Origin of the sequence: Bacillus sp. FJAT-29937, from assembly GCF_001509555.1 — a bacterium.
In the GTDB taxonomy this organism is placed as follows: Bacteria; Bacillota; Bacilli; order Bacillales; family Cytobacillaceae; genus Cytobacillus.
Window position 1 is genome coordinate 512,928 of record NZ_LMAS01000001.1, and the last position, 24,661, is coordinate 537,588.

At 39.2% G+C, this 24,661-nt stretch carries 21 protein-coding genes; all 21 read right to left on the minus strand.

Features of this window, described 5'->3' with window-relative positions; genetic code table 11:
• Positions 1–136 precede the first annotated feature (136 nt).
• Positions 137–874, minus strand: a complete 738-nt coding sequence (gene trmD / locus AR328_RS02500) for a tRNA (guanosine(37)-N1)-methyltransferase TrmD (protein WP_197414407.1) — start codon at positions 872–874, stop codon at positions 137–139.
• Entirely contained in the window at positions 874–1,392 is a 519-nt protein-coding gene (gene rimM, locus AR328_RS02505) for a ribosome maturation factor RimM (RefSeq protein ID WP_066289119.1), read from the minus strand. Before rimM ends, trmD begins: the two co-directional genes overlap by 1 nt.
• Before the next feature lie 12 nt (positions 1,393–1,404).
• The gene (locus AR328_RS02510; protein ID WP_066289125.1) at positions 1,405–1,791 is read right to left on the minus strand and encodes a YlqD family protein; all 387 of its coding nucleotides are present in this window, start codon (positions 1,789–1,791) and stop codon (positions 1,405–1,407) included.
• 162 nt (positions 1,792–1,953) lie between these two features.
• Positions 1,954–2,184, minus strand: coding sequence for a KH domain-containing protein (locus AR328_RS02515; RefSeq protein ID WP_066289126.1), 231 nt, complete (start codon positions 2,182–2,184; stop codon positions 1,954–1,956).
• 11 nt (positions 2,185–2,195) lie between these two features.
• A complete protein-coding gene (gene rpsP, locus AR328_RS02520) occupies positions 2,196–2,468 on the minus strand; it encodes a 30S ribosomal protein S16 (protein WP_066289128.1) in 273 nt (90 codons plus the stop codon).
• 108 nt (positions 2,469–2,576) lie between these two features.
• Positions 2,577–3,929 (minus strand): signal recognition particle protein, encoded by a 1,353-nt coding sequence (gene ffh, locus AR328_RS02525; RefSeq protein WP_066289133.1) that lies wholly within the window; start codon positions 3,927–3,929, stop codon positions 2,577–2,579.
• Positions 3,930–3,940: 11 nt separating this feature from the next.
• Positions 3,941–4,273: a putative DNA-binding protein gene (locus AR328_RS02530; protein ID WP_066289135.1), complete on the minus strand. Its 333-nt coding sequence runs from the start codon at positions 4,271–4,273 to the stop codon at positions 3,941–3,943.
• A gap of 135 nt (positions 4,274–4,408) precedes the next feature.
• A complete protein-coding gene (locus AR328_RS02535) occupies positions 4,409–7,189 on the minus strand; it encodes a VWA domain-containing protein (protein ID WP_066289138.1) in 2,781 nt (926 codons plus the stop codon).
• Positions 7,173–8,939 carry a vWA domain-containing protein gene (locus tag AR328_RS02540; protein WP_066289144.1) on the minus strand — a complete coding sequence of 589 codons (1,767 nt, stop codon included), beginning with the start codon at positions 8,937–8,939 and terminating at the stop codon, positions 7,173–7,175. Before AR328_RS02540 ends, AR328_RS02535 begins: the two co-directional genes overlap by 17 nt.
• A gap of 9 nt (positions 8,940–8,948) precedes the next feature.
• Positions 8,949–9,815, minus strand: a complete 867-nt coding sequence (locus AR328_RS02545) for a DUF58 domain-containing protein (RefSeq protein ID WP_066289148.1) — start codon at positions 9,813–9,815, stop codon at positions 8,949–8,951.
• Positions 9,815–10,819 (minus strand): AAA family ATPase, encoded by a 1,005-nt coding sequence (locus AR328_RS02550; RefSeq protein ID WP_066289150.1) that lies wholly within the window; start codon positions 10,817–10,819, stop codon positions 9,815–9,817. Before AR328_RS02550 ends, AR328_RS02545 begins: the two co-directional genes overlap by 1 nt.
• A 5-nt stretch (positions 10,820–10,824) precedes the next feature.
• Positions 10,825–12,411: a hypothetical protein gene (locus AR328_RS02555; protein WP_156422632.1), complete on the minus strand. Its 1,587-nt coding sequence runs from the start codon at positions 12,409–12,411 to the stop codon at positions 10,825–10,827.
• 20 nt (positions 12,412–12,431) lie between these two features.
• Positions 12,432–13,277, minus strand: a complete 846-nt coding sequence (locus AR328_RS02560) for an ABC transporter permease (RefSeq protein ID WP_066289155.1) — start codon at positions 13,275–13,277, stop codon at positions 12,432–12,434.
• Complete coding sequence (locus tag AR328_RS02565) at positions 13,274–14,209, minus strand: ABC transporter ATP-binding protein (protein ID WP_066289157.1); 936 nt, start codon at positions 14,207–14,209, stop codon at positions 13,274–13,276. Before AR328_RS02565 ends, AR328_RS02560 begins: the two co-directional genes overlap by 4 nt.
• A complete protein-coding gene (locus AR328_RS02570) occupies positions 14,206–16,590 on the minus strand; it encodes a hypothetical protein (RefSeq protein ID WP_066289160.1) in 2,385 nt (794 codons plus the stop codon). Before AR328_RS02570 ends, AR328_RS02565 begins: the two co-directional genes overlap by 4 nt.
• Positions 16,591–16,781: 191 nt before the next feature.
• Entirely contained in the window at positions 16,782–17,771 is a 990-nt protein-coding gene (ftsY, locus tag AR328_RS02575; protein ID WP_066289163.1) for a signal recognition particle-docking protein FtsY, read from the minus strand.
• Between the two features lie 69 nt (positions 17,772–17,840).
• A complete protein-coding gene (gene smc / locus AR328_RS02580; protein WP_066289168.1) occupies positions 17,841–21,407 on the minus strand; it encodes a chromosome segregation protein SMC in 3,567 nt (1,188 codons plus the stop codon).
• Between the two features lie 52 nt (positions 21,408–21,459).
• Entirely contained in the window at positions 21,460–22,197 is a 738-nt protein-coding gene (rnc, locus tag AR328_RS02585) for a ribonuclease III (protein WP_066289170.1), read from the minus strand.
• A gap of 416 nt (positions 22,198–22,613) precedes the next feature.
• Positions 22,614–22,847, minus strand: coding sequence for an acyl carrier protein (locus AR328_RS02590; protein ID WP_066289176.1), 234 nt, complete (start codon positions 22,845–22,847; stop codon positions 22,614–22,616).
• A gap of 119 nt (positions 22,848–22,966) precedes the next feature.
• Positions 22,967–23,710 carry a 3-oxoacyl-[acyl-carrier-protein] reductase gene (gene fabG / locus AR328_RS02595; RefSeq protein ID WP_066289179.1) on the minus strand — a complete coding sequence of 248 codons (744 nt, stop codon included), beginning with the start codon at positions 23,708–23,710 and terminating at the stop codon, positions 22,967–22,969.
• Positions 23,707–24,654 carry an ACP S-malonyltransferase gene (gene fabD, locus AR328_RS02600; protein ID WP_066289183.1) on the minus strand — a complete coding sequence of 316 codons (948 nt, stop codon included), beginning with the start codon at positions 24,652–24,654 and terminating at the stop codon, positions 23,707–23,709. The genes fabG and fabD overlap by 4 nt, the downstream gene beginning before the upstream one ends.
• Between the last annotated feature and the right edge of the window lie 7 nt (positions 24,655–24,661).

A 24,661-nucleotide genomic window follows, 5' to 3' on the forward strand; every position in this document is an offset into this window, starting at 1 on the left:
CAACTCCTTCCAACAGACGCTCATGCACATCTTTTCTTCTACATTGCAGCGGAACATCTTTATAGGACAAAAAACTGAAATAGTCCAGCCTAAGTCACAAAGAGTATTCTATCATAAACAAGGTCCAACTTCAATGTTAATTCTGTTCTTTTTTTATTTCTTCCAGCCATTTTTCTTGCACATCAGTTAAATGAATATGCTCAAATAAATCAGGTCTGCGAGTGAATGTTCTTCTTAATGATTCCTTCGTTCTCCACTCATCAATTAAGCGATGATTCCCTGAAATTAGTATATCCGGCACTTTCATTCCTCTGAAGTCGGCTGGCCGGGTATAATGTGGATGCTCAAGAAGGCCTGTACTAAAAGAATCCTTGCGGTGGGATTCTTCATTTCCCAGAACACCAGGAAGGAGTCTGACCACACTGTCAATAACTACCATAGCACCGAGTTCCCCACCAGTTAGGACAAAATCACCGATGGATATTTCATCCGTCACCACATGCTCACGAATCCTCTCATCATAACCTTCGTAATGGCCGCAAACGAAAATAAGATGATCCAGCCCGGCAAGCTCTTCTGCTTTTTTCTGCGTGTATCTTTCCCCTTGGGGACAGAGAAGGATGACTCTTGGATTGGAATTGCCTTTCTCACGTAAATCTGCAACAGCATCAAAAATTGGCTGTGGCTTTAACACCATTCCTGCACCGCCGCCATAAGGATAGTCATCTACGGTTTGATGCTTATTATCAGCATACTCCCTAAAGTTAACGACATTATATTCAACAGCATTATTTTCAGCCGCTTTTTTTAATATGGAATGGCCAAAGACTCCATCAAACATTTCGGGAAAAAGTGTTAGAACATCGATTTTCATCATGACAGCAGTCCTTCAATTGGGTCAATGATGACCATCTTTTCTTTCACATTAACCTCTTTTACAACCGCTTCAATATATGGAATTAAAATTTCCTTGCCGCCTTTGCCTTTTATAACCCATACATCATTTGCACCTGGCGAGAGAATTTCACTGATTTTTCCAATTTCTTCGCCATCTTTCGTCGTTACGGTGCAGCCGATAATTTCATGGTAATAAAATTCATCCTCATCTAAAGCACTAAGCTGGCTTTCCGGAACCTTTAAAATTCCGCCTTTCATGTTTTCAACTTGATTAATATTGTTGTAACCATCAAAGGTAACTAAATCAAAGTTTTTATGTGTTCGATGCGAGTTAACGGTTAATTCAAGAGGGCTCTTAGATTGAGGCATAAATAAATACAATCGATTCCCAGACTTATATCTTTCATCTGCAAAATCAGTCTTTGAAATGATTCTCACTTCTCCTCTAATCCCATGGGTGTTCACTATTTTTCCAACATTAAACCACTTTTCCAATTGCCTTCACCTCTAACGTATGTCCTCAACGATTCCATCTTTAATAATGATTGTTTTTCCGCTTTGAATATCCTCCCAGCGATCTCCAATTTCAATATCAATAATGGCATTGACCTCTTTTTCTTTAAGTTCGCTTCCTAGCGGTAGTATATGTAATTGTTCAATTTGAAAATCGAGCAGCTTAATCTTTTCCTTACGCATTTGAATTTCTTTCTCAAATTGCTTCTTTAAATTGGCTGCATTGAACTTTTTGGACTTTTCCTGTTTCTTCATCTCGAATCGAAGCTGATCGCATTCTTTCTGGAGCTGCAGCTTGTTAGAGTGATATTTATTTAATAGCTCACTTTTACTATTTTCGGTAAGAACTTGTTTAACCACGACAGATTGAATGATTTTCATCTTTTATGCCTCCTAAGGCTTTAATCGTGCATTAGTTCTGAATAAGTCATGTAATTGGCAAAAAGGAGGGGACCTAAAGGGACCCCTCCTTTTTGCTAATTAAGCATGGCTTAAAATGTGCCAATACTTTCGTATGTTTCAGTTATAGCGCTTAGAAAAGCATTATTCACTGATTTCTAGAAAAACTTTTTTCTGCTGTGATGATCCTGCTGCATAAACAACAGTTCGTATTGCTTTCGCAACGCGCCCTTGCTTCCCAATTACTTTCCCCATGTCATTCTTGTTGACAGAAAGCTGATAGGTTACGCGGTTGTCTTCTTCAAGCACATTTACATGCACTTCGTCCGGAAAATCAACAAGGGGCTTAACAATCGTTTCGATAAGCTCTTTCATCTTATTATAAATTACTTGCCGTTTTTAGCGTTATGGAATTTCTCCATAATGCCTTGCTTAGAGAATAAGTTACGAACAGTGTCAGATGGTTTTGCACCAGTTTGAAGCCATTTAAGAGCAAGTTCTTCATTAATATCAACGATAGCTGGCTCAGCTACTGGATTGTAAGTTCCTACTGTTTCAATGAAACGTCCATCACGTGGTGAACGAGAATCAGCTACAACAATACGATAGAAAGGAGATTTCTTTGCTCCCATACGTTTTAAACGAATTTTTACTGCCATAATTTAAAGCACCTCCGAATAGTTTCACACAAGATAGTATATTATCAGATATTCAATAAGTTTGTAAAGGGTTTATTCTTTACAGTACAAAAAAACTTTCTAAATGGATTAAAAAGGATTAAATGGAAATTTAAATCCGCCCTTTTTCTTCCCTTTTTGCTGCATTCCCGACATTTGCTTCATCATTTTCTTCATATCTTCAAATTGCTTCAGCAAACGGTTTACTTCAGGTACAGTTGTGCCGCTGCCCTTTGCAATTCGCTTGCGGCGGCTTGCATTGATCGTTTCCGGATGAATTTTCTCATTCTTTGTCATCGATCTAATAATGGCTTCAACCTGCGAAATTTGCTTTTCATCCACCTGAAGCTTGTCTAAGCCTTTCATTTTGCTGGCCCCGGGAAGCATTTTCAGCAATTCATCCAATGGCCCCATACTGCGAACCTGGCTTAACTGCTCTAAAAAGTCATCAAAAGTTAATGAAGCTGTGCGCATTTTTTGCTGCATTTCTTTCGCTTTTTCTTCATCAACGTTCGCTTGGGCTTTTTCAATAAGAGTAAGAACATCACCCATGCCTAAAATTCTTGATGCCATTCTTTCAGGATGGAATGGCTCAAGCGCATCCAATTTCTCGCCTAAACCGACAAATTTAATAGGAGTATTCGTGACGGAGCGAATAGATAGGGCAGCCCCTCCACGAGTATCGCCATCAAGCTTTGTCAGTACAACACCGGTTAATCCAAGCAGTTCGTTAAAGCTTTGTGCTACATTAACAGCATCTTGACCTGTCATTGCATCCACAACTAGGAAGATTTCATCTGGTTTAGACAGCTCTTTAATTTGCTTTAACTCATCCATCAACGCTTCATCAACATGTAATCGTCCCGCCGTGTCGATCAACACATAATCATGATGATCTTCCTTTGCCTTTGCAATGGCTTGCTTAGCAATTTCGACAGGGCTCACCTTGTCACCTAATGAAAAAACAGGCATACTTAGCTGTTTCCCAAGCGTTTCAAGCTGCTTAATGGCAGCCGGGCGATAAATATCAGCTGCAACGAGCAATGGATTTCGGTTGTATTTCTTACGGAGCAAGTTGGCAAGCTTGCCAGTTGTCGTCGTTTTACCTGCTCCTTGTAACCCAACCATCATAATGACAGTCGGAGGACGGCTAGAGACAGCAATCTTGCTTTGCTCTCCACCCATAAGCTGAGTCAATTCTTCTTTAACGACTTTAACAACCTGCTGCCCTGGTGTTAAGCTCTTTAACACTTCCTGGCCGACAGCCCGTTCACTTACTTTTTTGACAAACTCTTTGACGACCTTAAAGTTAACGTCTGCTTCTAATAATGCAAGACGAACATCTCGCATCATTTCTTTTACATCCGCCTCATTTACTTTCCCTTTGCCGCGGATCTTCTGGATTGTATTCTGCAGTCGGTCGGCTAATCCTTCAAATGCCATGTTGCCGCCTCCTAATCTAATTTCTCAAGCTCAGCAATCATTGAATTCATTACTTCTAGAATCTCAGGATTTTCTTTAAGAATGTCCTTCATGCTTGCAAACAGCTTACTTCGCTCTTGAAATTTTTGAAATAATAACAGCTTTTCTTCATACTCTTCAAGCATTGCTTCAGTGCGTTTAATATTGTCGTAAACTGCTTGACGACTGACATCATACTCCTCTGCAATCTCTCCAAGCGAATAATCATCCAGGTAATAAAGGGACATATAGCTTCGCTGCTTAGGAGTCAACAACGATTGATAAAAATCATAGAGATAATTCATTCTCGTTGTCTTTTCTAACATCCCTATTCCCCCTTGTTAAGTGAAAAGCCTTTACAAACATAGTTTACCTAGGACATTTGAATATGTCAAGAAATTATCTTTACATTCCGAACTAGTTAAATTTAAATTTGAAAATAGCAGTAAATAGGCAGTCTCTTAATTCTTCCGTTTTTTTGCTTCAAGAAGCCTTTTCATTCTTTCAGCCCGTTCTTCAGCTGACACTTGAACGTCTTTTTGTACTTTCTTCGGCCTAGCTTGTTTCATTTTATCATTTGTTTGCAGGGTCTTCACCGCTTTTTCTTCGGCCTTTCTATCATTTTTTAAAGCGGGCTCATCCCTGCTAGAATTTGCCTGTTTTATTTTTTCTTCGCGACTAAAACTGCTTCCGCGCTTTTCCAATCTCGCTTTTCTATTGTGACTGAATTGCGTAATCAACCCAAATCTTCGGATGGCGATTTCGATAAAAAACAGCAAAAAGGCAGCTAGAATTAACCATTGGCTTATTGACTGCTTCTCATACTTTTTGGACATTAAGGGCCTAAAGGTTTCCTTTTCAGTCACTAATGCTTTTCCCCCGGTCTTTTTCGCTAATTCCGTTAGAAGGGCTTCATTCGGGCCATTGATTAAATACTCATCTGAATATGGAACAGTGAAACCAGTTTGATAAGTATGAATCGATCCGTCTTGATTTGTTTGCTTTACACTTAGAAAAAACATACCTGACGAATTTGGCATCGAAAGCTCATATTTGCCTGGAGCCACAAGCTTCGTATTCGTATGAAGGACTTCCCCATTCTCTGAGACGAGAGAAGCCTCAATTGGTAAAGTTTGGTTTGTTGCTGATTCTAATGACAGAATCGGATTACCATCAACATTAGAAAATTGAATTCTATATGGCTCACTCTCATACTGAGGAAGAGTTTTTGTCACTAGCTGATTAATAAATAGCGGCCAGTTTTCCCAGCGAGCCCAATCACCTGACCATTTTCCTGAAAAATCAGATGTAAAGGCAATCGTATGACCCATTCCATATTGCCATTCTGCAAGGATTGGATCTTCCTTTTCACTTAAAATAGGCACCTGTGCACGTCCCTTTGGTGTTGTGGCAATGTAGGCGTTCATCTTCGGAACCCCATCCTGAAATAATTTTGACCAGTCTGGAATAGGCTGGATACTAGGAAAAAAGGGATCATCCTCAATATACGTTCTAGTTGCCATGACAGTTTCACGTGAGAGAATGCTTGGGATCACCGAAGAATCCGTTACATCATAAAACCGGCCAGATCCCATATTGGCTAAATCCTCAAGCAAACCTCGATCAGCATCGCTTCCTAATGCGACTGTCGACAGGGTAATATTTTTTTCCTTTCCTTTTTCAATCAATCCCTCATAATCACCGCCGGGCGCTTGCCCATCTGTCAGCAGGATAATATGCTTTCTCTGCAGCTTCAGATCCTCTAGCTCTTGAAAAGCGAGCTCCAAAGAAGAATAAATTTCAGTTCCGCCGCCCGGTGTAACAGATCGAATTTGATCAGCCACTTTTTTCTTATCTTTAATAGGCTTTGTTTCAACGATTACCCAAGGACGGTCATCAAAAGCAATAAAGCCAAGGGTATCCTCTTCCCGCAATAATGCTACTGATCTTGCTGCAGCTTCCTTTGCGAGTTCAAGCTTTGATCCTGCCATACTTCCAGACCGATCCATTACAATCATCAAACCGAGAGAAGGCATCTCTTGTTTCCCTTTAAGATCCATATCTACAGGCAAAAGTTTTTCGATAGGAGTTTTAAAGTATCCTCCTAGACCAAAGCTTTCCTCTCCTCCTGCCATCACAAAGCCGGTACCAAATTCCTTTACTGCTTTCTCAATCATATTCATCTGGCTCTCTGTGATGACTGTTGCTGGTACGTTATTGAAAATAATCGATTGGTACTGAAGATAGCTTGATAGTGTTGTCGGAAGTTTTTCCGGCGAAATGGTCTCAGCCTCTACACCAGAATTACTTAAAATAGCTTCTAAATTGCCGCCCTCTTTTCCTTGAACAATTAGTATTTTAGGTGTCCCTTTAACATTTGCAACGGAATGCATCATATTATTTTCGATAAAAGTATCGTTTTCGGCAGCAATCTCACCCTTATATACTGTCAGTCCCGATGTATCCGCTTTGTGAGTAAAAGTATAGACATTCTTTCCTTCCTTCACATGAACAATCTCTTTGAGAATTTCTTGATTATTTACGGAAAGCCGAATGACAGCATCTTTATCAGCATTGCTATCAATGACAAAGGAAACGAGTGCCTCCTCACCTTTATACAGTGAAGGAGGGACATTTATCTCAGATAATGACATATCTTCCCCGACATGATTTTTTAACAGAACATAGTCAAGTTCAATATTGCGATTTTTAAGAAGATTAGCAGCTTCCAAGCTGTTCCCTGCAGTTTCGTTTCCATCCGATAGCAGCACGATTCTGCCGCTTGCATGAGGAGGAATTAATGATGCTGCAAACTGTATTCCTGCTTCTATATTTGTTTCACCATCATCAATCTCGCTATTAAATTGCTGAGGCGGACTTTTTCTGATTCCAGTATTTTGTTCCAATGAAACATTTTCACCAAAAGTGACTATAGCGAAAGAATCATCCTGGTGCTTATCCATGACACTCTTTTCAATCCATTCAAGAAGCTGGTGGTCAGACTGGCTGACACTTGCAGAACGGTCAGCTAGAAAAACAACCGTTTCGCCCTTTGATGGAAGTAATATTTGCGGGACCGTTAAGGCAAAAATTAATAGAACAAATATAGTCAGCCTCATACTTGCTATCCAATAGAATTCCTTGGAGGGAGTTTGCTTTTTCTGCTTAAGGAATAGATAAACTGCCAACATTGCAGGAATTAGCAGCAAAAATAGAATGGGATAATTAAACTCTATGCCCACGCCTGAATACCTCCCATTCTAAAGCAATAATACATAAAGCTAGTAAGGCAAGCCAAAACCACAATTTATCATTTGGATTTTCCCTTTTCCCATTCTCTTGAGCCTTCTGCTCGTTAAGATGGAAAGCTGTCTCCACCTTTGGATGTTTCTCCCGATCGTCAAGCAGGACTGAGAAATAGAATATTTTATTTCCTGAAACAGCCTGATACGTGCCTGGCTCAATAGGTGCTTTAAAGCTTTCCTTCGTTAAATCTAAAGTATACAAATTCTTATCTTCGTTATTAAAAATTTCAATGCTCTGATTTCCTTGACCAATATTCAGCCATTTTTCCTCGCCCGGTCCAAAGTAACCAAGAAAATCTGTTTGCTTAGAAAGCCACTCATATGCATTATATAGAAAAATTGGAAAGCTTGGCTGAAGTGGCCAATCAGAATCTGACAATGAAAAGTTTATGATGATGATGGGGTGGCCATTTACTTGTCCCCTTTGGATTAATGGCAGATTGCCGCTTTTTACAATCGTTTCCCAATCACCCTGTAATTCCTTCGATGCTGTTTCAATATATATTTTTCCATAATCAACATATTGAAGCAGCCGATCATCCTTAGCCGCCAATGGGTCAGACAACTGTATTTTGTCATTGTTCGAATTGAAAAAAATCGTTGGCTGTTCGAGCTGTTTCGGCAACTCGGTGCCTTCAGTCAAGAGGATTCCTTGGACATGGTCGGCATTGCCTGCATTTGTTTGCAGCAGTTCAGCTCCGATCGTTTGAAAACCTTTTATTGCAAATGGATTTACCTCTCCCACTGTATATACCTTTGGATTACTTTCTGTAAAAATCGATGTTGAGTAATTATCGGCTTCATAACCATCTAGATTCAAAATCATTGCTTCGTAATATGGCTTTTCCGGCAGAGAAGGAATTTGCACGACATATTGCTGGGCCCCTTCAATTGTAAACTTCTGTTCGAAAAGCTTATCTTCTTCACTTTTTACTATAAAATCAATTTCCATCTTTTCATCTGTTTGATTTTCAATTAAAGCAACACCAATAATTTGTCTATCAACAGGCGCAACCCCAAATGAAAGGAGTGAAGCATTGTTGACACCCTCCCCGATATTATGAACCTCAACATATTGATCCTTCATAGTCTCTTCAACATTTGACTTCGCAACTCCGTCTGAAAAAATATGGATGGACGTATTCTTTTCAGTTGAAAGCGAGGCTGCTAGATTCATTGCTTTATCCATCTGCTCATGCTCGTAGTTCAATTGCAAGCTATTGACTAGCTTTTTAATTACAGCGGTATTCCTTTCGTGGCTTAAAAGAATTTCCGGCTTCTTCCCCGCTTTTATCAAGGTGACCTCCTGTCCTTCAAGCTTTTCTATTAGATTAAGCATTTTCTGCTTTGCTATTTCAAAGCGGCTGCTTTTTTCAAATTCAGCTGACATGGAGGCTGAAGAATCAATAATCATGATGACATGATCCCCCTTTATAGCGTTCTCAAACCAAAACGGCCGGACAAGTGAAAACATTAACAGTAAAAGGGCTAACAGCTGGAGCCAAAATAATAGGTTTTGCTGAAGCTTCTTAAGCCAAGGAGAAGCTTGCCACTCATTTAACACTTGTTCCCAAAGAAAGTTAGAGGAAACAGATTTCTCCACATATTGCTTCCGGAAAAAATAAAATAATATGACGGCAGCTATAAAAACAGTTAATAGAAAAAACCACGGATTTAAAAATTGCATAGCCTCACCTCAGTTGATTAACCCTTTCCCGGAAAAGTCATGAAATAATATGGATTGAATATCCCGGTTATCACTTGCAAGTACATAATGACCGCCAAATTTTCGGCATAGACCTTCTAAGTGTCGATTGTGCTCTTGGATTCGTTTTTCGTATTCTGCTATGATGGACGGACTCATGCTGACATTCACAATTGAATCTGTTTCAGCATCAATTAATTTCATATCCCCTGAATATCGGGGAGATATTTCTTCACTGCTAAGCACTTGAATAAACCAGACCTCTTGCTTATAGGCTGCCAGTTTTTTCAACAAATTTTCTATTTCGTTTAGAGGCTCTAGACCGTCCGTTATGATAATGGAAAGCTGCTGCGATTTAACAATTGATTTATTCAAGTTCTTGATAAACTCGCCGGTCGTTTCTGCTTCATCCAGCTGGAGAATTTCTACAAACGTCCGCCTGCTATAGACGGCCCCCTTCCTCTTAACAGGCTGGATGCCTCTTGATGAAACTGGAGTGAAAAACAGTCTGTCATCACTATTTAACACGATAAAACTTAGTGCTGCTCCTAAATACTTTGCTAGTTCCCATTTTTTATTTATTTTCCTCATGGAGGAGGTTGCATCAAGATAAATAGCGATAGATAGTTCCTGTTCGTCCAGATACCTTTTAATATAATGCTTTTGTGTTCTTCCATAGACATTCCAATCAATTTGCCGAACATCGTCGCCTGGCTGATATGCCCTAAAATCCGAGAATTCTAGAGAAGACCCGAACTTACTAGATTGTCTTGAGCCTTTGTGGAAGCCTCTCTTTTTCGTCTTAACCATTATTCTTTTTTTCTGCAATTTACTAATGAGCGCATGCTGATTGGTCATTATCCTCTTGCACCCTGTCCAAGATTATCTAGTATATGTGCGATCATCTCATCAGCCGTCATGCCATTAGCTTCTCCTTCGAAGTTCAAAATGAGGCGATGTCTTAAGACTGGCTTAGCCACATGCTTAATATCACCTACAGACACATGATATCTTCCTAAGGAGATGGCTCTTGCTTTAGCTAGGCTAATTAAGCTTTGAAGACCACGCGGACCGCTTCCATACTGAATGAATTGCTTTACTAATTCCGGTGCTTCCAAAGAATCGGGGTGTGTAGCTGAAATGATATTTACAGCATAATCAATGATGTCTTCTGAAACTAATACCTCTTTAGTCAAATGCTGAAGTGCTATGACATCCTCTACATTAGCCATTTTTTCTAATTGGACAGTTTCCGTTCCTGTTGTCCGTAAAACAATTTCTTTTAGCTCTTCTTTAGAAGGATAATGAACATGCACTTTACAAATAAAACGGTCTGTTTGAGCCTCCGGGAGCGGATAAGTTCCTTCCATGTCAATTGGATTTTGCGTAGCCAATACGAAAAACGGGTTTTCCATTCGTTTAGTTTCACCCATAATGGTAACGGTTTTTTCTCCCATCGCCTCCAGAAGGGCACTTTGTGTTTTTGGGGTGGCTCTATTAATTTCATCTGCCAAAACTATATTTGCAAATAATGGCCCTTTATGAAAAACAAAATTTTGTCTTCCCGCTTCATCCGGCTGAAGAAGCATCGTTCCTGTAATATCGGATGGCATTATATCTGGTGTAAATTGAATGCGGGAGAATTGCAGATCCATGCATTCAGCTATCGTTTTGATCAGCATTGTTTTTCCTAATCCAGGAAGCCCTTCTAATAGTACATGGCCACCAGCTAATATGCTCCATAATACTTGATCTATAACCTCGTTTTGGCCGACCATAAATGATTGAATTTCATCTTTGACCTTTGAGATTGTTTCAGCAGCAAAGGTAAATTGCTGTTCCTTTTCTGTTATTGAAGTCAATTTTGTCACTCCTTGTTCGGATCGATATTTGTAAAGTAATTTTTAACGATTTCCTCTAAATCGGCTGGCAGTTTGTACCTGTCTGTACTTTGCCGGTAAGCTTTTTCATAGGTTTCAAAAACCTCATCATACGGTTTGATAGACCCTTTTAGTACTGGTCCAGAACCTTCTGTTTGCTCGGCAGGGCTTCCTTCACCAAGTCCGCCGTTATCTGTTTCAATATTTGTCTGACCGTTTAACTGATCAGGGACTGTGAGCAGCTCACGAGAGCCTTGCCCTTTGCCCGCTCCCAAACCGCCAGAACCGCTGCCGCTTCCTGAGCCTGAGCCTCCTGAACCGGGGCCAGAGCCGCTGCCACTGCCGGAGCCAGTTCCTGAACCGCTTCCTGCTCCATTCCCCTGTCCACTCCCTGAACCTGAACTGTTTCCGCCAGACGAGCCTTGAGGATTTTGGCCAGGCTGCTGTCCATTGCCATTCTGTCCACTTGGCTGACTCCCTGGAGAATTAGCTTGATTACTAGGCTGAGCTGGAGGGGCGAAGGCAAGCTGACCGGGAGGAATCCCATTTGAAGCCATTTGATTTTGCATTGCTAATCCTGTTTTTTGCAAAGCTTGCTGTGCAGCGGCAAGCTGGGCTAGAAATTCATCAGAATTAAGCGCACTTTCAATCTGTTCCATTAATTTAGCCAGTTCTTCTTCAGTGAGTTGGCGGTCATTATCGGTTAATTGATTAAAGGCCATCTTCTGTTCTTCTGTAAGTTCATCCCATTTTTCATTTAACTTAGATATTTCTTTTTCAATGGCTTCTAAGCTTTTTTCATTTAGAATCTTTTCTAAATCCGACAATCCGTTATTTTTCAATTCATTCTTCCAGTTTTCAAGTGCCAGTTGTTTTTCTTTTTCCTTCAGAGCCTTTAATTCCAATTCCTTTTTCTGTTTAGCCAGCTCTTTTAATGCTTCCTCTGCAGATTTCTTTTCTGCTATTTTGTCTGCTGCTTCCTGAAGGGCTTTTTTCACTTCTGGATCTTTTTCCTTTTTGATTTCTTCCTTTAGTTCTTTTTTAGCCTCTGCTACAAGCTTAATTTCCTTCTCCTTCTGCTTTGCCAGATTGATGTTTTCATTAGGAAAAACAAATAGAAATATAGCTGCTGCTGTGATTGCAAGACTTAATAGCAGCCATCTTGGATAAAAGTATTGTTTTTTTCTTTTATACACTTTTTCACTAGTATTCTTCATGTGCTTAACAGCATCAGATAGCTGAAGGGAAGCCATGATTCCTTCTGTTTTTAAGAAGCTATATGCTGTCAAAACCCGATCATCCGGTACAAATCGGTTATAAATGAGGGCCGCTTCGTATTTTTTTGAACGTTTTCTCCAAATTCGAATGATAAAAACGATGAACAGTGCAAGTATAATGGAAAAGAAATAATAGTGAACAAAAGGAATGACAATAAATCTTGCCAGCCCGAGCAGAATAAGGGCCAGAGCTCCTGCAAATACAAGCAGAAGCTGTACCTCCTTAATGATTAACTGAACGAGCAGCTGTTTCTGTATGGGCCTTAACAGTTTTTCAAATTGTTTGCGATCCTCCATTGGTTTCATTCCTTATCTGTTCATCCCTTTTTCATATTAGGACGCAGTTTTTTAATACTGATAAATACAGCACCAATTATGATGACTGTATACGAAATTAAATAAGAGATCCATAAAGGGAATTTAATCCCTGTTGTATTCGCAATTTCTCTTGAAAATTCAGGCTCAAAAGTACTTAGCAAAATGATTGGCGGATTAAGCATCGCCGCAAAATAAGCTAATGGGCTTGCTGACGGTGTTCCGGTGTATCCATAGCGATTGGCGAATTGCATAAATACGAGCGTCAAAAAAGCAGTACCGCCTGCTAAAAATAAAGTAACTCCATAAGCCGACACCATCGAAACAATCGTTTTCCTAATAAGTGTTGATAATAGTACACCGACAGTGCCAAAGGCAATCATCGTGAAAATATAAAAGGAAATGGTCGTTAACACCTGACCCGGGGAAATTCCTCCGAACAGAAAAACGAAGCTGTAAAGCGGAAGTCCCGCAATAATTAATAAAAGTAAGTAAGAGATGGACGATATAAGCTTGCTTAGGATAATGCTGGCCGAGCTTTGTGTCGTTGTCAGCATGATGTTCAACGTCTGTCTCTCACGCTCACTGCTAATTACACCTGCTGTTAATCCGGGAGTGATAAACAGGACTAAAGCGAGCTGAAGAAAAGAGAGCATGATGAATATCGTCCTGCTTTGGTCTGGCTTGAAGAAGCCATGTGAGTTCGATAATGACTCAATAAACACAAATCCGACAATGATTAATCCAAGTGCCAGCAAATAGAAGAGAATGCCAAGAAAGCTTTTAAAAGATCGGAAACGAAGCTTAAATTCCTTATTCAGAACAGGGTTAATAACAAAATTCTTCATGACAGCTCTACTCCCTTAGTAATTTCCATAAATACATCTTCCAGGTTCGTCTCAATTTCCGAAAAGCTTATGATCGCTAGATTGTTTATGATCGCTTTTTTCAGTAATTCCGTTTGTTCAAAGGCAGAGCCTTTGTATATAAATTGCAGGGAGTTTTCCTCCTCACCTTTAATTAATTTCGACACATTTGGATCATCTTCAAAAAAGGCTGCCGCTTTCTCGAGATCTTGATATGTCTTAACAATAATCAGTTTCTCTCCTTTTAACTTCGCTTGTATGTCCGAAACTGCCCCTTCAGCAACAAGCTGGCCTTGATCAATAATTCCAATCGTATCGCACATTTCAGCTAGCTCCGGCAGAATATGCGAAGAAATTAATATCGTTTTCCCCATGCTCTTTAGTTCCTTTAATATTTCTCGCATTTCTACACGCGCTCTTGGATCAAGTCCAGAGGCAGGTTCGTCCAGGATTAACACTTCAGGATCATGGATTAAACTTCTGGCCAAGCATAAACGCTGCTTCATTCCTCTTGACAGTGCGTCAACATAGGAGTCCTGCTTATGAGATAAATTAACAAGATCGAGCAATTGGGGAATAAGCTTTTCTCTTTCATGCAATGGAATTCCATAGCTTGCACCATAGAAATGTAAATATTCTATTGTCTTGAGCTGATCGTAAACACCAAAGAAATCCGGCATATACCCAAGCTGTCTTCTAACCATCTTCGGTTCCTTTTGAACGTTATACCCGTTTATATAAGCTGTCCCTGAACTCGGGGCAAGCAAAGTAGCTAATATTGAAAAGGTTGTTGACTTTCCAGCGCCATTTTGCCCGACAAATCCGAAAACAGAGCCTTTATCAATTTGCAGATTAAGTGAATTCAGCGCGGTAAAATTTCCGTATCGTTTTGTTAGGTCGATAATTTCAATCATGGTGTCACATCCCCTTTAATAGTGATCACCGGTAGTTGAACATGTGGATCACCTTTTGCATTTTTTATAAGCAATAACTTTATTTCGCCTTCCTTTGAAATAAATGGCTGAATATTGTTTTCATTAGTAAGAGTGAGGCTTCGTTTATCCGCTTCAATTAGAAGCCATTCCCCAGTGCCATAATTAAATACCGAATACTGAATCAGTTGACTGTTCGTTTTAATAGTCATTTCATCCAACTTAATGCCTTTATCTACTATTTGCTTTGGTAGCTGAACAATATATTCATATTCTCCATCATCCATAGCCATTTCCCGATTCGATCCATTGATCATATTCTCAAAAATATGTCCTTTAAGCACATTCACATGGGAGCTTAACATATCGTTCTTAATCGTCACTGCTCCCGAGAACTCATGTTCAGCATGAAAAGACTGTACAATAAGATTCGTATTATCCTGTTTTTCCTTTTTGCCCGCCATATTAACGTCTAAAATAGCATCTTTCGTAAATCCGCCAATAATCGGTTCATTTTTAGTTCCGTTTATTAAAATAAAGTTTGAGGCAGCATATTGTAATCTATCTTTTCTCATTTTATTAATATCTGAATTCTGATAGGAATAGTTCGGCCCACCAGCACCAGTAGGCTTTGTCAGAAGCGCCTGCTTCATTTGTTTATCTACCTGTAATGACTCCCCCTTCTTCAATGGACCTAAGCTAATTTTTTCATTTCCTGACCAAATAAAAACTTCCTCAAAATCAAAGTCAAAACCGTTGTGAATATTTCCTGTCAACTGACTATTTTTAAGTGTAAGATCTGTTGTAAAGCTGCCCTCTGTTTTCGTGCTTGCCTTGCCATACAGAGTTTTTGATGACCAGTAGCCGACTTCTGGGAAGACAATATCAGTAGTTTTGCGTTTTTCTTCAAACACCGCATTCCTTGCAGCATCATAGCCATTCATATTCTGTGTACTTGTCACAGCTTTAAAATCCTTTGGTATGGAAAGAGTATATTCCCCGCTTTTATTCGATAATAGTGTTGCTGCTTGTAATCCTGTTAAATGTTTATCAGATACTTTGTAAACGCCCATTTGATTAAGCTGGGGCTTAGCAATCCGGTCTTTTGCGCCTATTCCAAATACAATGGCAGCCATCATTAAAGCTAGTGAAGGAATAATCCACCATGAATGCTCCCTTTTATCCAGTTTCCGCAAAACAAAATATAATAGGGGCACAATGACAATGATATATCCACCCAATAAAGCAATAAGCTGACTGATTGAAAAATGGCTGGCAGGGAAAAATTCATTTGCCTCTACAAAATCCCAATATAGTGACCCATAAAAATCCGGGCCATATCTTCCAAAGAACATATTCGTTTTATCAGCTTCATTCAAAAACTTGGCAAACCAACTGCTATAGCCCTTCCATGAGGATAGAGGTTCATCCCCAAGAGAAAACCCCGTTTGTAAAATAGTTCCATCTCCAACTTTTATTTTGGCCGTTATTGGAGTTGACTCACTTTGATCAATAATGTCAGCAGTTTTTTCTACTGCTCCAGTGAAAACATTCAACTCTTTAAAGTTTGGATTTTTCTCCTGATCGACAAGCTTAAGGAAATCAGCAGAAACCTTCATTTCACTATCCATTTTCATTGGGAGCAAAGAATATATATCACCATAAGAACCGCTTCCATTAGGAGAAGCCCCTGCAATTAAAACGCCTCCCCCTTCAATCCATTCCTTAATGGCTGTTTGCTGCTCTTTGTCCAATTGTGCCAGAGGGTATTCATCAATGAGCAAGTAATCAAGCATCTCTAGTCCCAATGACCGCTTAGGCATTTGTTCCTTCTTGAGTTCAATCATTTGCGTTTGAGTAAAAGGAAGAATTCTTAATTCCTTTAATCGATCATAATTCTCGCTTAATACACCTATTACATTTTCATTCATATCGATGTGATGTATTTTTATTTTGTCTGACCCAGTAAATTTGATTTTTTTTCCTTTTTTCCAATCTCCTTTGTAAAGAGAAAGTTGGGAAAGATTTTGGTATGATGATGGATGGTCATCTGTTACCCCTGGAAATGAAACTTGATATGTTTTCGCAGAATTTGCAGGAAGATCAACATTTACCGAAATTGCACCCCCTGTATTCCAGGAAGGATTGAAATTAACTAATAAATCTCCGGAAAATGCTTCTCCTTTATTTTCAAGCTTAATAGTGAGCGGAAAGCCTTTCCCCACCTTCACTTTTCCGTTAAAGCCTGACTCAAGTGTAATATTTATATTTTCAGCATCTGCTTTAACAGTTGGCAGAAAAATGCCAATGGTCAAGAAAAAGCTAACTAAAAGACCAATGGCTAATTTAATACTTTTTTGCATCTAAATCTCCCCCAGCAACTTCCATAATAATGTTAATTTCCATAATAAAATTAATTTCCATAATAATAGACGAAAAATATTGGTGAAAGTTCTCGCTCTTTTATTAAAATAGGTAAATGGAAGGATTATCAAACTAGAAAATAAAAAAACAGCCAAATGCACTGTTCGGCTGTTTTTACATGTATTTTCAATTAATCAGCTTCTTGTTCCACTAACTCTGCAAAAAGCCCATAAACATATTGCTCTGCATTAAATTCCTGGAGGTCATCCATTTTTTCTCCGAGACCGACAAATTTAACTGGGATATCCAGTTCATTTCTGATAGCAAGGACGATTCCGCCTTTTGCTGTACCATCAAGCTTTGTAAGAACAATTCCGCTAACATTTGTCGCTTCCTTGAAGGTTTTTGCTTGAATCATTGCATTTTGGCCAGTAGTAGCATCAAGGACTAGAAGAACCTCATGCGGAGCGCCAGGTACTTCCCTTTCAATCACTCTCTTAACCTTTTCAAGCTCTTTCATCAAGTTTACTTTATTTTGAAGCCTTCCAGCTGTATCGCAAATTAATATATCTGCATTGCGGGATTTTGCAGCTTGAATCGCATCAAACATAACAGCGGCAGGATCTGACCCTTCACCCTGCTTAATGACTTCAACACCGACTCTTTCCCCCCAAACCTCAAGCTGTTCGATCGCTCCCGCTCTGAAGGTATCTCCGGCTGCTAATATCACCTTATTGCCTTCCGTTTTGAATTTATGTGCAAGCTTACCAATGGTTGTTGTTTTCCCAACACCATTAACCCCAACAAACAGGATAACGGTTAGTGAATCGGATTGGATATTAAGCTCGGATGAAGATTTTCCGCCAGCCTCATAAATTTCAACTAGTTTCTCAGAAATTACACTTTGAACTTCTCTAGGATCTTGAATGTTTTTCCTTTTCACTTCTAATTTTAATTCTTCCACAAGCTTCATGACGGTATCGAAGCCAACATCCGCTTGAATGAGGATTTCCTCTAATTCCTCAAAGAAATCTTCATCAACCTTTCGATATCGGGCAACGAGATCATTTACTTTATTTGAAAAATTGTCTCTTGTTTTTGCCAATCCATCTTTAAACTTTTCTGTTACACTATCCGTTTGTTTTGTAATTTTTTCTTTTAATTTTTTGAAAAAGCTCATTACGGTTCACTTCCTTTAATATAGAATCATATGTACTTGGAGCCGGCCGAAAAAGGCCAGCTTCCAACTTTAATGTGTGACTAATTCCTTCGTCTCTTCAAGGCGAACAGACACTAGCTTTGAGACACCTGACTCTTGCATAGTCACCCCATACAATACATCAGCTTCCTCCATCGTTCCTTTACGATGGGTAATAACAATAAATTGCGTTTCAGAGCTGAATCTTTTTAAATATTGACTAAAACGGAATACGTTTGCTTCATCAAGGGCTGCCTCAACCTCATCAAGAATACAGAACGGAACGGGACGCACTTTCAATATCGAAAAAAGCAGTGCGATCGCAGTTAGCGCTCTCTCCCCGCCCGATAAAAGCCCTAGGTTTTGCAGTTTTTTCCCAGGCGGCTGTGCGACAATTTCGACACCTGTGTTTAATAAATCATCTGGATCTGTCAGCTTTAAATCAGCTCTTCCTCCGCCGAATAATGATTGAAAAACAGATTCAAAATGAAAACGAATGCCTTCAAATGTTTGCTGGAACCGTTTTTTCATTTCAATATCCATTTCATCAATCACCTGGAATAACGTATCTTTAGCCACTTGTAAATCATTTTTTTGCTCAAGAAGAAATTCATATCGTTCGGAAACTCGTTCATATTCCTCAATCGCACCTAGATTGACAGTCCCTAGGTCCTCAATCGCCAATTTAATTAGCTTTACTTTTTTCCTAGCTTCATTGACATCAATCATAAGAGGATATTCTTCTTTAGCTGCTTCAAAAGATAATAAATACTCTTCTCTTAAATGAGTTAACCGGGTTTCAAGCTCTACATCCAAGCGATTTAGCCTTACTTCCTCGTCCTTAAGCGCCTCAACCATTCCTTTTTGCAGCCTTTTCAGCTCTTTTGTCTCAAGCTCTAAATCTTCCAGAGCCGTTTGAAGCCCCATACGTTCTTCTCTTCTTGAGGCAATTAAGTGAAGAGTCTCTGTTTTGTCTTGAAGCTTCCTTTTTGCAGCCTCTTCCAACTGCTGCTCTCCTGAAAAACTATTTACCATCTCTGAGGAGAGAAGTTCAAGATCCTCTTTATATATAACTAGTTTCCCATTTATTTCAGAAAGTTCTTCCAATATGGCTTCATATTTATCATTAGCATGAGTATATTGCTCGCTTTTCGAGGCATAGCTAACTTTAAGTTCATTAATTTCAGACATAAGTGTCTCTTTTGAAGTTTTTTGCAAATTCTTTTGATCAGTCAGCATAAGAATCTTTTCGTCATAAGAAGTGATTTGGGACTGATATGCTTCAAGTGAAGAATGTAAATCGGATTTTCTTTTTAACAATCTCGTTTTATCTTCAGTAAATTGGGCTTTATCCAAATCATAAAGCGACAATCTTTCATTTAAGCTTTTCTCCTCAAACTCCAGTTCTCGAAGGTCGCCTTTTATTGACTGTTCCTTTAGCCTTAGCTCTTCCCCTAATTTTCTATGACCATCAATCCGTGATTCAAGCACTTGAATATCTGCTTTAAGAAGCTTTACTTGTGATTCGAGTCCACCAGTCTTAGACTCCATGTCAATAATTCTTGCTTTCAAGTCTTCAAGCTCGCTTTTTCTGCTTAAAATGGAAGACGTTTTTTGTTTGAGTGCACCGCCAGTCATAGAGCCCCCTGGATTCACAATATCGCCATCAAGAGTTACGAATCTTACTCTATATTGCAGAAGTTTAGCCATTTCATTGGCACCCTTTAACTCCTTCGCAATGACAACATTACCAAGTAAATTCTCCATTGATTCTTTATATTTAGGATCAAATTGAATTAATTTTGCAGCTTCTCCAACAAATGTTGGATGCTGCTGAATTAATTGCAGCTGACTAAAGCTCAAACTCTTCCCTTTCATGACATTTAAAGGTAGGAAGGTTGCACGTCCAAAAGAGTTTTGCTTTAAATATTGAATGGCTCTTCTTCCGTCCTGCTCCGTTTCTACAATAATATGCTGCATAGCTCCGCCTAAGGCTGTTTCAATCGCAGTTTCGAATTCATTAGGAACTTGAATAAGTTCCGCAACAGCGCCTTCTATTCCTGATAGCTTTCCGCCACGGCCCTTTAATACTTCTTTCACACCCTGGAAGAAGCCTGAATAATCATCTTCCATTTCCTCAAGCATCTCTTGTCTCGATTTAGCCTTTTGAAGATATTGATAGGCTTGATAAAGGGTTTTTTCCTGCTTTTGATAATTGTCCTTGCATATTTCAAGCTTTCTTTGCTCTTCTCTAAATAGCTTTACTTGATCATCTAATTCTTTTTGTGCTGATAGAAGCCGGGCTTCAATCTGGTCTTTCTTTTCTAAAAGACTATTTCGATTTTGGATGAAATTATCATTTTCATTCTCAAGCTTACTGTTTCTCTTTTCAAGCTGGTCTAGCTGCTGTTGAATATTCTGCAGCTCATTTTTGGCAGCAGCTTGTTTATTTAGTACTTCTATATAATCACTTTTTAATGATTCAATCTTTTCTTCTGTATTCTCATTAAATAGTTTTAATTGCTCTTGCTTTTGTTTTAGTTCATTTTGCAAATTGCTGGCTTCTTTTTCTAATTGCTGTTTACTCGTATAGTGCTTTTCCTTTTGTCCCTTTAGTTCCTGTTCTTTTGCAGCATATTCTTCCAGACTTTTTTGAAGCTGTTCCTTGTTCTGGGAAGCATTTTTCTTTCTTTCCTTCAGCACTTCTTTTCTGCCTTCAAGCTTTTCAAGCTCTTCACTTGCATGAAGCAAAACATTTTGCAAATCACTGATTGACTCATCAAGTGCCAAAGCCTGATCTCTTAGCTGTTCGATTTTTGCTTCTTTACTATGGAGATTGGCAGAATGCTTCATTTCATTTTCTTTATGCAGCCCAAGGTCTTTAGATAACTGCTCCCATTTTGCATGTAAATCCTCAATTTCGCATACAGTTAATGCTACTTCTATTTTTTCTAACTCATCTTTTTGATTTAGAAAATCTTTAGCGATAGAAGCTTGAATCTTTAAAGGTTCTACCTGACTTTCAAGCTCATACACAATATCATTAACCCGATTTAAATTGTCTTGAGTCTCAGTCAGCTTTCCTTCTGCTTTCTTTTTCCTGCTTTTATATTTAAGGACACCTGCGGCCTCTTCGAAAATTGTTCTGCGTTCTTCAGCCTTGCTATTTAGAATTTCTTCAACTCTTCCTTGACTAATAATAGAAAAAGCTTCTCTCCCTAAACCGGAATCCATAAATAAATCGATTATATCCTTAAGTCTGCATGATTGCTTATTAATTAAAAATTCACTTTCCCCAGACCTGTACACACGGCGGGTGACGCTAACCTCATTATATTCAATTGGCAACGACTGATCTTCATTATCTAACGTTAACGTAACCTCTGCAAAGTTAAGCGCCTTTCTGGAATCACTGCCGGAAAAGATGATATCCTCCATTTTCGCGCCTCTTAAAGATTTAGCTGATTGTTCACCTAGCACCCAGCGGATTGCATCTGTAATATTGCTTTTTCCGCTGCCATTCGGACCTACAACAGCAGTGACACCTGGAACAAAATCAACCATGATTCTCTCAGCAAACGATTTAAATCCAACAACATCTAACCGTTTTAAAAACAACTGCTGCTCCCCCTAATCTTATATGTTTCATTTCTATGCTGTCTTAACTAGTTTAGATTTTTTTTAGGACTTCAAGAGCCATCTGTGCTGCATGTTGTTCGGCTTCCTTCTTAGAGCGGCCTGTGCCTGTCCCTAATTCTTTTCCGTTCATCGATACCTTCGATACAAATTCTCGATTATGAGCAGGACCTTTTTCCTGCAATATTTTATACTCGATCAGCCCTGCCCCATCACGCTGAATCAACTCTTGCAGCTGGCTTTTATAATCCATCACATGGGAAAACTTACCTGAATTAATTTTTGGAAAAACGATTTTTTCGAGGAAAGCGACGACAGTATCTAATCCTTTATCTAAATATAAAGCACCAATAAATGATTCGAATACATCAGCAAGCAACGCGGGTCTTTCCCTTCCCCCTGTCATTTCCTCCCCTTTGCCTAATAGTATAATCTCCCCAAAGGAAAGCTCATGAGCAAATGCTACTAGGGAAGGCTCACAAACAATTGCTGCCCTTAATTTAGTTAGTTCGCCTTCACTCATCAGTGGATATTTTAGAAACAGAAATTGTGAAACAGTCAATTCAAGAACCGCATCGCCTAAAAACTCAAGCCGCTCATTATCTTCATTCGGCTTTCTGCGGTGCTCATTTACATACGATGAATGTGTAAACGCCTGCTTTAATAGCTTTTCATTTTCAAAGTCAATACCGATTTTTTTCTGAAATTCTTTAAAACGTTTATCTATAGATCGAAATACCCTCTTATCTTTGTCTTTTCCAATATTGTGCATAGTTAATTGATTCACCTTTGTAAGTAAAATAACGAAAATATATAGTTCAACTTCATTCAGTGGGGGGCCTTCATCCCCCACTGAATGTTAGTTGAACTTATCGGGCCTTTACGGGCAGTTGATCTCCCACTTAAGCTTCTTTGATTCATCTAAAGTTATTAGGTGGGAGTCTTACTGCCCGTTAATCTGCGAAAAAATAACAACACTAATAACGAGTTTACTGAAAAACAATGAAATAAGCAAAAAAGCATAAGAAAGCCCCGTTATTGAACGGAGCTTTAAAAGACAAACGTATTTTCTGTCCATAATTACCTAATTTTAAGGTCAAGTAATAATGGACAAAAAATACGACAAAATAATATACAGTGAGGGTAGATACCCCCACTGAAAGTATTGCTTACTTGTAAACTGATGATTTATTGCTTTGCACTTATGTAATTTACAGCGTCACCGACTGTAGCAATTTTTTCAGCGTCATCATCAGAGATTTCCATATCGAACTCATCTTCTAATTCCATTACCAATTCAACTACATCAAGGGAATCAGCGCCAAGATCATCTTTGAATGAAGCTTCTAATTTAACTTCAGATTCTTCAACACCTAGACGGTCAACGATAATCTTTGTTACTCTTTCTAATACTTCTGCCATGCTTGTTCACCTCCCCTCAAGATATTATAGAGTATTTTAAGCAAATAATAAATGTACTTTACTATTATTTTAAATAGTTTGCTTAAAAAATGTATCCGAGTATCCGAGTATGCGTGTTGCTACATAACCATACCGCCATCAACATGAAGTGTCTGGCCTGTCATGTATCGGCTATCTTCTGACGCGAGGAACACAACAACATTAGCAATATCTGAAGGCTCTCCAAAACGTGCCAACGGAATTTGCTTTAACATCGCTTCCTTTACTTCCTCTTGAAGCTTATCGGTCATGTCTGTTGTGATAAATCCAGGGGCAACAGCATTAACGGTTATGCCACGAGAGGATAGTTCCTTAGCAGATGTTTTTGTAAGTCCGATTACACCTGACTTTGCAGCAACATAGTTTGCTTGACCAGGATTTCCGCTCACTCCGACTATGGATGAAATATTAATAATTCGTCCGCTTCTTTGCTTCATCATTTGTCTTGTTACAGCTTTTGTACATAGGAAGACACCTTTAAGATTAATATTGATTACATCATCCCACTCGTCTTCCTTCATTCTCATCAAAAGATTATCTTTTGTAATCCCCGCATTATTAACGAGAATATCAAGTTTGCCAAAAGCGTCAATTGTTTCCTTTACCATATTCGCAACCGACTCACCATTGGAAACATCACATTGAATCGCAATGGCGTTTCGGCCCATTTCCTTAATTTCAGCAACAACCCCATTAGCCCTTTCTTCACTTCCGGAGTAGTTAACCGCAATATCTGCACCTTGTCTAGCCAATTCCAAAGCGATTTCTCTGCCAATTCCTCGGGAAGCTCCTGTTACTAGAGCTATTTTTCCTTCAAGTTTCATTGTATTTCCTCCTTTAAGGACTCTATAACTGCTGTACATGTCTCTTGATCGGAAACGGCAAAAATCCGAACACTTTTATCGATTTTCTTTACTAGACCAGATAGAACTTTGCCTGGGCCAATTTCTATGAAAGTATCTACACCTAATGAAATCATCTTTTGTACGGAATCTTCCCATAGAACCGGTGAATAAAGCTGTTCAATTAACTTTTCCTTAATTTCTTCAGCCAAAGTAATTTCATCTGCTGTGACATTTGCTATAACTGGGATTTCCGCATTCTTTACTTCAATTTCTTCCAATCTTCCTTTAAACTTTTCTGCTGCTGGCTTCATTAATTCCGAGTGGAATGGGCCACTGACTACAAGCGGCATTACACGCTTTGCACCGGCTTCCTTTGCCTTCACTGATGCAATTTCAACGCCTTTTCTCGATCCGGAGATGACAATTTGTCCAGGGCAGTTCAAATTTGCAAGCTGTACTGAATCCCCTTCATCCGTAACCTTCTCTGTTACTGTGCGAAGAGTATCTCGGTCTAAGCCCAAAACTGCAGCCATCGTGCCTTCACCATTAGGAACCGCCTCTTCCATATATTCCCCTCTTTTACGAACGGCGTACACCCCGTCCTCAAAAGAAATCGCTCCCGCAGCAACAAGCGCTGTATACTCACCAAGACTGTGACCGGCAACAAAATCCGGTTTGATTCCAAATTGTTTAAAATACTCAAGGACGGCAATACTTGTCGTAAGCAGCGCTGGCTGCGCATTTGTCGTTAAAGTCAGTTCCTCCTGCGGTCCTTCAAAAATAAGGTTAGAAAGTGAGAAGTTTAATTTTTCATCTGCTTTATCAAAATATGATTTTGCGGTTTGATCAGTTTCGGCTAGAGTTTTTCCCATTCCTACTGTTTGGGATCCTTGGCCTGGAAAGAGAAATGCAATTTTCCCCATAGAGACA